At 69.2% G+C, this 12,200-nt stretch carries 8 protein-coding genes; 7 read left to right on the top strand and 1 reads right to left on the bottom strand.

Annotation, left to right across the window (positions count from 1 at the left end):
• Positions 1-180: 180 nt before the first annotated feature.
• Positions 181-1,152, bottom strand: coding sequence for a LysR family transcriptional regulator (locus ACWD3I_RS00300; protein ID WP_365406629.1), 972 nt, complete (start codon positions 1,150-1,152; stop codon positions 181-183).
• Positions 1,153-1,279: 127 nt separating this feature from the next.
• On the opposite strand from ACWD3I_RS00300, the gene ACWD3I_RS00295 reads away from it, so the two are divergent.
• From ACWD3I_RS00295 to ACWD3I_RS00265, 7 genes are all read left to right on the top strand, one after another.
• Positions 1,280-2,536 carry an MFS transporter gene (locus tag ACWD3I_RS00295; protein ID WP_365406626.1) on the top strand — a complete coding sequence of 419 codons (1,257 nt, stop codon included), beginning with the start codon at positions 1,280-1,282 and terminating at the stop codon, positions 2,534-2,536.
• A 384-nt stretch (positions 2,537-2,920) separates the two neighbouring features.
• Positions 2,921-4,192, top strand: coding sequence for an ABC transporter substrate-binding protein (locus ACWD3I_RS00290; RefSeq protein ID WP_365401919.1), 1,272 nt, complete (start codon positions 2,921-2,923; stop codon positions 4,190-4,192).
• Positions 4,189-5,133 (top strand): carbohydrate ABC transporter permease, encoded by a 945-nt coding sequence (locus tag ACWD3I_RS00285; protein WP_365401922.1) that lies wholly within the window; start codon positions 4,189-4,191, stop codon positions 5,131-5,133. The genes ACWD3I_RS00290 and ACWD3I_RS00285 overlap by 4 nt, the downstream gene beginning before the upstream one ends.
• The gene (locus ACWD3I_RS00280) at positions 5,130-5,954 is read left to right on the top strand and encodes a carbohydrate ABC transporter permease (protein WP_365401926.1); all 825 of its coding nucleotides are present in this window, start codon (positions 5,130-5,132) and stop codon (positions 5,952-5,954) included. The genes ACWD3I_RS00285 and ACWD3I_RS00280 overlap by 4 nt, the downstream gene beginning before the upstream one ends.
• An 11-nt stretch (positions 5,955-5,965) precedes the next feature.
• Entirely contained in the window at positions 5,966-8,215 is a 2,250-nt protein-coding gene (gene yicI / locus ACWD3I_RS00275; RefSeq protein WP_365401929.1) for an alpha-xylosidase, read from the top strand.
• Positions 8,215-9,225: a LacI family DNA-binding transcriptional regulator gene (locus ACWD3I_RS00270; protein WP_365401932.1), complete on the top strand. Its 1,011-nt coding sequence runs from the start codon at positions 8,215-8,217 to the stop codon at positions 9,223-9,225. The genes yicI and ACWD3I_RS00270 overlap by 1 nt, the downstream gene beginning before the upstream one ends.
• Before the next feature lie 59 nt (positions 9,226-9,284).
• Entirely contained in the window at positions 9,285-12,191 is a 2,907-nt protein-coding gene (locus tag ACWD3I_RS00265) for a glycoside hydrolase family 3 protein (protein ID WP_365401935.1), read from the top strand.
• The last annotated feature ends 9 nt before the right edge of the window (positions 12,192-12,200 follow it).

The raw sequence follows: 12,200 nt of genomic DNA, 5'->3' as shown, positions 1-12,200 counted from the left end.
GGGCGTCTTCTCGCCAATTCTCGCGCACGCACATCCCCCCACGGGACAGTTCTGGGTGCGCATACGACGCCGAGCACTCGTCGACCGAACCGAGCCCCCACCCGGCCCGAGCGCCCCCTTTACCACAGCGTGCTCAGGCCACGAATGTAGCGCACCGGGGGCTGATGTGTTTGCCGTGTGTCAGTTGTGGACATTGATGATCTTCATGTCAATGGCCGGAATCCATGCCCCGGCAGGCCGGTGAAGCCATTTTTCAGCCGCCGAAAGTTCGGCCGCCGCCCGACGCAGCGCGTCGATTCCGGGGTGCACCAGCCCCTTGCGCCACACCAGTGACACGGGTGACAGCGGCACCGGGTCGACGAGCGGACGCAGCACGGCGTTCGGCATGGCCGGAAAGTCCACTACCGCGAGGACCGGGTTGCGTGTTCTGGCCATGACACGCCGGAACTCCTCGTGACCGACCGCGAGCGGCGCGGGCGAGGCGACCTCGATCCCCCGTCCGTCGAACAGCCGACGCGCGAGATCGGTCCATTCCGGCGTACGGGGATTTCCGGCCCCCGCGTACACCTCCTCCCCCGCGAGCTCGGCCAGCGGCACCTCCGCCGAGGCCGCCAGCCGGTGGTCCTCGGGCAGCACGACCGCCATGGGCTCGAAGCGGACGATCTGGTGGTCGAGGCCCGCCCGCAACGCCGGAGCCAGCCCCGCGTACCGGCCGAAGGAGGCGTCGAGGCGGCCCGCGAGCACCTCGGCCGCCGCACCGGTCAGACCGCTCTCGTAGCGGGCCATCAGCTCGATGTCGGGAGCGAGTTCACGGGCCCGGTGCAGCACCCGGTTGCCGGTGCCCAGGCCCGGTGAGTTGATGTCGACCAGCAGTGGCCGGACCGGTCCGAAGGCGGCGAGCAGCGCGTCCTGCGCGTCCAGCACCCGGCGGGCGTGCGGCACCAGCCGCTCCCCGTCGGCGGTCAGCGTCACCTGCCGGGTGGTCCGCACGAAGAGCTCGGCGCCCAGCTCCCGCTCCAGCCGCCGTACGTCCCGGCTGAGCGCCTGCTGAGCGACGTAGAGCCGGGCCGCGGCACGGGTGAAGTGCAGTTCCTCGGCGACGGCGAGGAAGGCGCGCAGAAGGCGGGCGTCGAGGTGGGGCAGGGCGGGCATCCGGCGAAGCTACAACGGAGGTGCCTGGATCGGCACCAGGAATTCCGGCGGATTCACAACCGGGATGCCTGAATGCCCACCGATCAGGTGTTGGACCCCTTGATCGCTCCCGGGCGACGGTGGACGCATGCCGCACCCCATGTTCACGACGACCGCGGACACGCTCGTCGCCGTCGACTTCACCCCCCGGACCCGTCACCGGGAACCCGGCCCCTACCGCCGTCTCTTCACCCACCCCGGCACCCGCGCCTTCACCGTCGGAAACCTCCTCGCCCGCCTGCCCATGGGCATGTTCAGCGTGAGCGCGGTCATCATGATCGTCGCCGCGCGGGACTCGTACGCCCTCGCCGGCGCCGTCACCGCGACCGGCCTGGCGGCGACCGCGCTGGTCGCGCCCTGGACGGCACGGCTCGTCGATCGGTACGGGCAGGCCCGGGTCGCCGTACCGGCCACGCTGCTCGCGGCGCTGGGCTCGCTCGCCCTGGTGCTGTGCGTCCACCGGGGCGCCCCGGACTGGACGTTGTTCGCCGCGTACGCCGCCACCGCCACCACCCCCAACACCGGCGGCATGTCCCGGGCCCGCTGGGCCCATCTGCTCAGGGGCGACGACAAGGCCCTGCACACCGCGAACTCCTTCGAACAGGCCGCGGACGAACTGTGCTTCATGCTGGGCCCGGTGCTGGCGGTCCTGCTGTGCGGTTCGTTCTTCCCGGAGGCGGGGACGCTCGTCGGGGTGGCCCTGCTGGTGACCGGGATCCTGGTGTTCGCGGCACAGCGGTCGACGGAGCCCCCGCCGGCCGGGGCGCTCCAGAGGACCAAGGCACCGCTCCGCGCCCCCGGTATCCCTCCGCTCCTCGTCGTCTGCCTCGCGATGGGCGCGGTGTTCGGGTCCATGGAGGTCGTCACCATCGCGTTCGCGGACGTCCAGGGGCACCCCTCGGCGGCCGGTGTCGTCCTGGCTCTCCAGGCGGCCGGTTCCTGCGCGGCCGGTCTGCTGTACGGCGCGTGGAAGCCGTCCGGTCCGGCCGAGGACCGCTACCCGTGGTGCGTGGCCGCGATGACCGCACTGATGACCCTGCCGCTGCTCGCCGCGTCCCTGACCGGCTCCCTGCTCGTCCTCGCGGCCGCACTGCTGATCGCCGGGATGGCGACGGCGCCGACGATGGTCACGGGGCTGACACTCGTCCAGGAACGCACCCCCGAGGGCCGCCTCAACGAGGGCATGACCCTCGCGGTGACCGGCCTGCTCGGCGGGATCGCCGGGGGCAGTGCGCTCGGCGGCTGGATGGCCGAACACGTCTCGGCGACGGCGGGCTTCGGCGTACCGGTGGCTGCGGCCGCGGCGGCCCTGCTGATCACGCTGGGACGGGCGGTACGTCGCTGAGCAACGGGCTGGTTTCGCCCCCGCCGCCCTTACCCGTTCCCATCCCCAGGGGCGCTGCCCCCTGGACCCCCGTTCAGGGCCGACAGCGGGGGTCTGGGGGCGGCAGCCCCCAGGGATGGGACGGGTAGGGGCGGCGGGGGCGAAACACCCCGGCGTCCACCACCACGCGGCTTGATCGACCCGTCGAACCCTCGCCCCAATTCGCGCGCACCCCATTGACGCCCTCACAGCTCGCACATACCTTCGCCCGTCGAAGCGCTTCGACGTCACGCATCGAATCGATTCGACAACCCCTGTCGATCCGAACCGTGTGACGCCGCCCCGAGAACCATCCGGCTCCGACTTCCCTGGAGGCACGGGATGTTGACGGCACGAAGGCGTGTGATGGCGACGGCGGTGGCCCTGACCGGGTCACTGCTCCTGGCCTCCTGCGGAGACTCGGACAATGGGTCCTCCGAGGACGGCAAGACGCTCAAACTGTGGCACTACGAGGCCCCCAACAGCGCGATGGGGCAGGCCTGGGACGAGGCGATCAAGGAGTTCAAGGCCAAGCACCCGGGCGTGAAGGTGGAGTTCGAGGCGAAGGGCTTCGAACAGATCCAGAAGACCGCCCCGATGGTCCTCAACTCCTCCGACGCACCCGATGTCATGGAGTACAACAAGGGCAACGCGACGGCGGGCCTCCTGTCCAAGCAGGGGCTCCTCACCGATCTCACCCAAGAGGCGACCACCCGCGGCTGGGACAAGAAGCTCAGCGCGAGCGTCCGCACCACCAGCGTGTACGACACCAACGGCGTGATGGGCTCCGGCAAGTGGTACGGCGTCCCCAACTACGCCGAGTACACGATGGTCTTCTACAACAAGGACCTCTTCGCGAAGTACGGCATCGCCGAACCGAAGACGTTCGACGAACTGACCGCCGCGATGGACAAGTTCGTCCAGAACAAGGTCACCCCGCTCGCCAACGCCGGCGCCGAGTACATCGCCCAGCAGTACCTCTACCAGCTCGCCCTGTCGAAGGCCGACCGCTCCTGGGTCGACTCGTACGAGCTCTACAAGGGCAGGACCGACTTCCACGACACCGCCTGGAGCTACGCCGCCGACACCTTCGCGGAGTGGGTGAGGAAGGGCTACATCGCCAAGACCACCAGCAGCGCCAAGGCCGAGGACGCGGGCGTCTCCTTCATCCAGGGCAAGTCGCCGATCCTGTTCTCCGGCAGCTGGTGGTACGGCCGCTTCGTCGACGAGGCGAAGTTCGACTGGGGCACCTTCCTGTGGCCCGACTCGAACCTCACCCTCGGCTCCGGCGGCAACCTCTGGGTCGTCCCCAAGGGCGCCAAGAACAAGAAGCTGGCCTACGACTTCATCGACATCACCATGTCGAAGAAGATCCAGAACCTGCTCGGCAACAAGGGCGGTGTCCCGGTCGCGGCCGACGCGAGCGCCATCACCGACGCGAAGTCGAAGGCGCTCATCGACAACTTCAACGTCCTCTCCCAACGTGACGGCCTGGCCTTCTACCCCGACTGGCCGGTCCCCGGCTACTACGACGTCCTCGTCTCCGAGACCCAGAAGCTGATCACGAACAGCGAGAAGCCGGAGGGCTATCTCGACGCCTTGCAGGAGGCGTACGACAAGGGCGCGCCGAAGCAATGACGGTGACCGTCGAGAAGAGGGTGACCGGCAAAGAGACCCACGCCGGTCACCCTCGCCGCCCGCGCGACTCCTACGCCCTCTTCCTCCTCCCCGGCGTCCTCGCCTTCCTCGCCGTCATCGTCGTCCCGTTCCTGATGAACACGGGCGTCAGCTTCACCGACTGGCAGGGCGTGGGCTCCCCCAGCTGGACCGGCCTCGCCAACTACCGCGAGCTGATGGACGACTCGGAGTTCTGGGAGTCGTTCCGGCACAGCCTGTTCATGGTCGTCGCCATGGCGGCCGTACCCACGGCGGTCGGACTGGTCCTGGCCGCCGCGCTGTTCGACTACATCGGCAAGCACTTCGGGTCGAGGATCGTCGCGGTACTGCGGGCCTGCTTCTACCTCCCCCAGGTCCTGCCGATCGCGGTCGCGGGCATCGTCTGGAGCTGGATCCTGGCTCCCACCGACGGCTCCCTCAACGAACTGCTCAAGGCCATAGGACTGTCGAGCTGGCAGCAGGACTGGCTCGGCGACCCCGACATCGCGCTCTACAGCGTCATGGGCGTGATGGTCTGGGTCCAACTCGGCTTCCCGCTCGTCATCTTCATGGCGGGCCTGCAACGCGTGGACCCGCAGCTGCACGAGGCGGCCGAACTGGACGGCGCCGGCTGGTGGCGCCGGTTCTGGCACATCACGCTGCCCCAGATCCGCCCGGAGATCTACGTCGTCCTGACCTGGTGCACGATCGCCGCGCTGAAGGTCTTCGGAGCGGTGTACGTCCTGACGAAGGGCGGACCGGGCGGTGCCACGAACGTCCCGTCCTACTTCTCCTTCACCACGTTCTTCGAGAAGACGCAGGTCGGCTACGGCGCCGCCATCTCCACCGTTCTCACGGTGATCATCCTGGCCCTGTCCCTGATCGGCCTGAAGCTCCAGACCCGCGCGGAGGGGAAAGCATGAGGACCGCGCTACGCCGTTACCCCGTCCTCGTCGCCCTGTGCGTCGCGGCCCTCTTCATGGTCGTGCCCTTCCTGATCGTCGCGATCAACGCGGTCAAGTCCCCCACCGAGTACTCCCAGAACGGCCCCCTGAGCCTCCCCGACGGCCTCTATCTGGACGGTCTGAAGGATTTCTGGGAGCGCGTCGACTACAGCCAGAAGCTCTTCAACTCCCTGCTGATCAGCGGCGGAGTCGCGATCTTCGCGGTGATCCTGTCCGTCCTCAACGCGTACGCGATCGGCATCGGCCGCATCAAGGGCCGCACCTGGGTGCTGGCCTTCTTCGTCCTGGCGAACATGCTGCCGCAGGAGGCGCTGGTCTACCCGATCTACTACCTGAGCAAGGAAGCCGGGCTCTACGACACCAGGCTCAGCGTGATCATCGTGTTCACGGTGATCCAGGCGGCGTTCGGCACCTATCTCCTCTCCTCCGTCCTGGGCCAGTTCCCCCGCGAGATCATCGAGGCCGCGAGGATCGACGGCGCCGACAAGTGGCAGATCCTGTGGCGGATCGTCGTCCCGGTGAGCCGCCCCACCATCGGCGTGCTGCTGGTCTTCTTCTTCATCTGGACCTGGAACGAGTTCCTGCTCCCCCTGGTGATGCTGATCTCCAACGACAACCAGACGGTGTCGGTGGCCCTCGGTGTCCTCCAGGGCCAGCGCCTCATGGACGCCACGATGACCAACGCCGCAGCGCTCCTGGGCGTCCTCCCGGCCATCGTCTTCTTCCTTCTGTTCCAGCGGACCCTCACCCGCGGCATCGCCGTGGGTGCCGTCAAATAAGGACCCCCCACATGAAGTTCACCGACGGTTACTGGCTGCTGCGCGAGGGCGTCACGGCGGACCACCCCGCGCAAGTCCTCGACGTCACCCCCACCGAGTCCGGCCTGGAGATCCACGCACCCTCCCGGCCCATCCGCAGCCGCGGCGACCTGATGACGGGACCGGTCATGACGATCAACGCCCACACGCCGATGCCGGACGTCGTAGGCGTGACGTTCACCCACTTCGAGGGCGAGCAGCCCAGCGGCCCCGAGTTCGAGCTCAGCACGGACAACCCCGCCGCACAGATCTCGTACGACGACGACCACGCGACCCTGACCTCCGGCGACCTCTCGGTCCGCTTCGCCACCGAGGGCCCCTGGCACCTCGACTTCCGCGCCCACGGCCGTGTCCTGACCAGCAGCGGCCACAAGAGCATGGGCATCATGCGGGACGCGGCCGGCGGCCACTACCTGCGCGAGCAGCTCAACCTCACGGTCGGCACCAGCGTCTACGGCCTCGGCGAGAGATTCGGCCCACTGGTCAAGAACGGCCAGGTCGTCGACATCTGGAACGCCGACGGCGGCACGACCACCGAACAGGCCTACAAGAACGTCCCGTTCTATCTGACGGACGCGGGCTACGGCGTCTTCGTCGACCACCCGGGCAAGGTCTCCTTCGAGGTCGCCTCGGAGGCGGTCTCCCGGGTGCAGTTCAGCGCGGAGACCCAGGAGTTGACGTACTACGTCATCTACGGCCCCACCCCGAAGGACATCCTCCGCAAGTACACGGCCCTGACCGGCCGCCCGGCCCTCCCGCCCGTCTGGTCCTTCGGCCTGTGGCTCTCGACCTCCTTCACCACCTCCTACGACGAGGAGACGGTGACCTCCTTCATCGAGGGCATGCGGGAACGCGAACTCCCGCTGTCCGTCTTCCACTTCGACTGCTTCTGGATGCGCGAGCACAACTGGTGCGACTTCGAGTGGGACCCACGGGTCTTCCCGGACCCCGAGGGCATGCTCAAGCGGCTCAAGGAGCGAGGGCTGCGGGTCTGTGTCTGGATCAACCCGTACATCGCCCAGCGCTCCCCTCTCTTCGCGGAGGGCAAGGCGCTCGGGCATCTGCTGAAGCGGCCGGACGGCAGGATCTGGCAGTGGGACCTCTGGCAGCCGGGGATGGCGATCGTGGACTTCACCAGCCCGGCGGCGCGCGAGTGGTACGCGTCCAAGCTGGCGGGGCTGCTGGCGCAGGGCGTCGACTGCTTCAAGACCGACTTCGGCGAGCGGGTGCCGCTGGATGTGGAGTGGTCCGACGGCTCGGACCCGGAGCGGATGCACAACTACTACACGTACCTCTACAACCGCACCGTCTTCGACTTGCTGCGCGAGCACCGGGGCGAGGAGGAGGCCGTCGTCTTCGCCCGGTCGGCGACGGCGGGCAGCCAGAAGTTCCCGGTCCACTGGGGCGGCGACTGCGAGGCGACCTACGAGTCGATGGCGGAGTCACTGCGCGGCGGACTCTCGCTGGGGCTCTCCGGGTTCGGGTTCTGGAGCCATGACATCGGCGGCTTCGAGGGCACGCCGACGCCCGAACTCTTCAAGCGGTGGCTGGCGTTCGGGCTGCTGTCCTCCCACAGCCGGCTGCACGGCAGCTCGTCGTATCGCGTCCCGTGGCTCTTCGACGAGGAATCGGTCGACGTGCTGCGGCACTTCACCCGGCTCAAGCTCCGGCTCATGCCGTATCTGTACGAGGCCGCCCGCACCGCCCACACCGAGGGCGTACCGGTCATGCGGGCGATGGTGCTGGAGTTCCCGGACGACCCCGGGTGCGCGCATCTGGAGCGGCAGTACATGCTCGGCCCCGATCTGCTGGTGGCGCCGGTGTTCAGCGACTCCGACGACGTCTCGTACTACGTCCCCGAAGGCACCTGGACCCACTTCGTCAGCGGGCAGACGGTCACCGGCCCGCGCTGGGTCCGCGAGCGGCACGACTTCCTCAGCGTGCCGCTGCTCGTGCGGCCGGGTGCGGTGATCCCGGTCGGCGCGGTGGCCGACCGGCCCGACTACGACCACGCCGACGGGGTGACGCTGCGGGCCTACGGCCTGGAGCGGGGCGCCCAGGTGACGGTACGGGTCGGGGACGTGGCCTACACCGTCGTACGCGAAGGGGACACGCTGCGGGCGTCGTGCGGCGACCCCTCCGCGCCGTGGGCGCTGGCGGCCGGGGAGCGGGTCGGGCGGGCGCAGGCCGGGACCGGGTTTCTCACGGTGGAGCTGGGCTGATGGTGAAGATCACTGATGTGGCCCGGCACGCCGGCGTCTCCCCCAGCACCGTCTCCTACGCGCTCAGCGGCAAGCGCCCGATCTCCGAGGAGACCCGGCAGCGCGTCGAGGCGTCCATCCGCGAACTGGGCTACCGGCCGCACGCGGGCGCCCGGGCACTGGCCAGCAGCCGATCGAACGTGCTGGCGCTGGTGGTGCCCTTACGCACCGGCATCCACGTCCCGGTGGTGATGCAGTTCGCGGTGTCGGTGGTGACGACGGCACGGCGCTACGACCATGACGTGCTGTTGCTGACGCAGGAGGAGGGCGAGGACGGGCTGCGCCGGGTCGCCGACACGGCACTGGTGGACGCGATGATCGTCATGGACGTCCAGCTCGACGACCCCCGGCTGCCGTTGCTGCGCTCGCTGGAGCGCCCGTCGGTGATGATCGGGTTCCCGGCCGAGGCGGAGGGTCTGACCTGTATCGACCTCGACTTCAAGGCGGCCGGCGAGGCGTGCGTGGAGCATCTGGCGCGGCTCGGGCACCGGGTGGTCGCGCTGGTCGGTTCGCCGCCGGAGGTGTACGTCCGCCAGACCGCGTTCGCCCAGCGTGTGGTCCAGGGTTTCACCGCCGCCGCGGACCGGGGCCGGCTCTCCTCCTCGGTCCACCCGTGCGAGGCCTCGCCCGCCGCCGCCCGCGAGGTCGCCGAGCAACTGCTGCGCGAGCAGCCCGCGCTGACCGGGGTCGTCGTCCACAACGAGGCGATCCTCGAACCCCTCATCGACGCCTTCGAGCAGCTCGGCCTGCGCGTCCCCGCCGACCTCTCCGTCACCGCCATCTGCCCCGACGAACTCGCCGGGAACCTCCGCGTCCCCGTCACCTCGGTCGCCCTGCCCTCCGCCGAGGTCGGCACCCGGGCCGTGGAGCTGCTGATGAAGAAGCTCGACCACAAGACGGTGCCCGAGGCCACGCTGCTGCCGCCCCGGATGACGGAACGCGCGAGCACGGCGCCGAGGAACGCCCCCTGAACCCCACAGATGCCCCTGTACGCCCGTAAATGCAAGGCCCTACTTGAAGGAGCCGTGACATGAAAGGCAGCAAGAGACGTAGATCCACACTCGTGGTGGCGCTGGCCCTGATCGCAGGGCTCGGCGCCACTGTTCCCTCCCACGCCGATACGCCGTATCCCTTCCGCGACCCCTCCCTCACCGTGGACCGGCGCGTCGACGACCTGCTGGACCGGCTCACCCTCGACGAGAAGATCTCCCTTCTCCACCAGTACCAGCCCGCCATCCCCCGCCTCGGCATCGAGGCCTTCCGCACCGGCACCGAGGCCCTGCACGGCGTCGCCTGGCTCGGCGAGACCACCGTCTTCCCCCAGGCCGTCGGGCTCGCCTCCACCTGGGACCCGGCCCTGATGGAACAGGTCGGCTCGGCGGTCGGCGACGAGGCACGCGGCTTCCAGCAGGAACGCCCGGCCGGCTGGGGCCTCAACCTCTGGGCGCCCGTGGTGAACCTGCTCCGCGACCCGCGCTGGGGCCGCAACGAGGAGGGCTACAGCGAGGACCCCGAGCTGACCGGCGCGCTGTCGACGGCGTACGGCGAGGGCCTGACCGGTGGCGACCCCGACCACCTGAAGACCGCGCCCACCCTCAAGCACTACCTCGCCAACAACAACGAGTGGCACCGCACGACCACCTCCTCCGACCTGCGCCCGCGCGTCGCGAAGGAGTACGACGAGGCGGCCTTCAAACCGGCCGTCGAGGCGAACGCGGTGACGGGGGTCATGTCCTCGTACAACCTGGTCAACGGCCGCCCCGCGACGGTGAATCCGGACCTGGACGACGTCGTACGGAAGTGGACCTCCTACGACCTCCTGAACGTCACCGACGCCTTCGCCCCGGGCAACCTCCCCGGCGACCAGCAGTACTACCCGAGCGTGACGGAGGGCGACGCCGCGGCCATGAAGGCCGGCATCGACAGCTTCACCGACAACAACGCGGACTCCTCGGTGACGACCGGAGCGATCAAATCCGCCTTGCAACAAGGCCTGTTGAAGGAGTCGGACGTCGAGGAGGCGGCCGGGCACATCCTGTCCGTGCGCGTCCGGCTCGGCGAGTTCGACCCGGGCGGCGGCAAGTACGGCTCGATCGACAAGTCCGTCATCAACAGCCCCGCCCACCAGAAGCTGGCGCGCAAGGCGGCCACCGAAGGTGCCGTGCTGCTGAAGAACCAGGCGGGCACCCTGCCGCTGAAGAAGTCCGCGAAGGACGTCGCCGTCGTCGGCCCGCTCGCCGACACCCTCTACACCGACTGGTACTCGGGCACGCTCCCGTACGCGGTCACCCCGGCCGAGGGCATCGCGGCCAAGCTCGGCACCGCCGTCACGACCCATGAGGGCGTCGACCGGATCGCGCTGAAGAACACGGAGACGGGCCGTTACGTCACAGCGGGCACGGACGCGGACGGCGAGCCGCTCAAGGAGACGTCGGCCTCGGACGCGAGCGCCCAGTTCGACGTCTTCGACTGGGGCGCGGGCATCGTCACCCTGCGCTCCGCCGCCAACGGCAAGTACGTCGGCTACAACTGGGCGAACTTCGTCAACGACCAGGTGCAGCCGAACGGTTGGTACGTCCAGCAGCAGTTCGAGCTGGAGGAGCAGACGGACGGCACCTACCTCCTGCGCTACGCCGGCTACGAGACCGAGGAGCCCTGGTGGGGCAACCCCGTCTACCTCGGCCCGACCGGTGCGGACGGCACGCTCGGCCTGGTCGCGAAGGACGCCGCCGCGCACTACACGAAGGACGTCGTCCGCAGCGGTGTCGACGAGGCCGTGGCCGCGGTCAAGGGCAAGGACAACGCGGTGGTCGTGGTCGGCTCCAACCCGTCGATCAACGGCCGCGAGGCCCACGACCGCACCGACATGGGCCTGGCCCCGGCGCAGGAAGCCCTGGTCAGGGCGGTCAAAGCGGCCAACCCCCGGGTCGTGGTGATCGTCGAGAACAGCTACCCGACCACCCTCGGCGCCCTCCAGAAGGAGGTCCCGGCCGTCCTGTGGACCTCTCACGCGGGCCAGGAGACCGGCAACGCCCTCGCCGACCTCCTCTACGGCGACGCCAACCCGTCGGGCCGCCTCACCCAGACCTGGTACCGCTCGGAGTCGGACCTCCCGTCGATCCTCGACTACGACATCATCAAGTCCGACCGCACCTATCAGTACTTCAAGGGCAGCCCGCTCTATCCCTTCGGCCACGGGCTCTCCTACACGTCCTTCCGCTACGGCTCGCCGCACAAGACCGACAGCGGCTACGAGGTGAAGGTCACCAACACCGGCAGCCGCACCGGCGACGAGGTCGTCCAGCTCTACGCCCACCAGCGCGTCTCCCGTGACAAGCAGCCCCTGAAGCAGCTGGAGGCCTTCCAGCGGGTGACGCTGAAGCCGGGCGAGACGAAGACGGTCAGGCTGAAGCTGACGAAGAAGGACCTCGCGCACTGGGACGTCACCCGCTCCAGGTGGGTGGTGGAACAGGGCACCTACGACGTGCTCGTCGGCTCCTCCTCCGCCGACATCCGCACACGCACGACCTGGCAGGTGTCCGGCGAGACGATCCCGGCCCGCGACCTCTCCCGCACGACCCGCGCCGAGAACTTCGACGACTACGACGGCACGCGTCTCGTCGACGAGTCGAAGGAGCGCGGTACGGCGGTGGGGGTGACGGCCGACCGGGCGTGGCTGAAGTACGGGGACGCCCGACTCGGCTCGGGCGCCTCGACGTTCACGGCTCGGGTGGCCGGCGCGTCCGGCACGCTCGAGGTCCGGCTGGGCTCCCCGACCGGCACCCTCGTCGGTACGGCGGCCTTCGCCGGCAGCTCGTCGCCGTACGCCTACGAGACGGTGACCGCCGACCTCTCACGGGCGGCGAAGGGCCGTACCGACGTCTACCTGGTGCTGAAGGGAGAGGGCCTGCGCCTGGCGACGTTCGGTCTGCGCTGAGACCGGGTG

This window comes from Streptomyces sp. NPDC002817, assembly GCF_053592055.1.
This window is presented reverse-complemented; position numbering and strand designations above follow the sequence as displayed.

Bases quoted from the DNA above. Each gene is read 5' to 3' on its own strand.
- ACWD3I_RS00270 (WP_365401932.1), top strand. From the start codon at position 8,215: ATGGTGAAGATCACTGATGTGGCCCGGCACGCCGGCGTCTCCCCCAGC.
- yicI (WP_365401929.1), top strand. From the start codon at position 5,966: ATGAAGTTCACCGACGGTTACTGGCTGCTGCGCGAGGGCGTCACGGCG.
- ACWD3I_RS00265 (WP_365401935.1), top strand. From the start codon at position 9,285: ATGAAAGGCAGCAAGAGACGTAGATCCACACTCGTGGTGGCGCTGGCC.
- ACWD3I_RS00285 (WP_365401922.1), top strand. From the start codon at position 4,189: ATGACGGTGACCGTCGAGAAGAGGGTGACCGGCAAAGAGACCCACGCC.
- ACWD3I_RS00280 (WP_365401926.1), top strand. From the start codon at position 5,130: ATGAGGACCGCGCTACGCCGTTACCCCGTCCTCGTCGCCCTGTGCGTC.
- ACWD3I_RS00290 (WP_365401919.1), top strand. From the start codon at position 2,921: ATGGCGACGGCGGTGGCCCTGACCGGGTCACTGCTCCTGGCCTCCTGC.
- ACWD3I_RS00300 (WP_365406629.1), bottom strand. From the start codon at position 1,152: ATGCCCGCCCTGCCCCACCTCGACGCCCGCCTTCTGCGCGCCTTCCTC.
- ACWD3I_RS00295 (WP_365406626.1), top strand. From the start codon at position 1,280: ATGCCGCACCCCATGTTCACGACGACCGCGGACACGCTCGTCGCCGTC.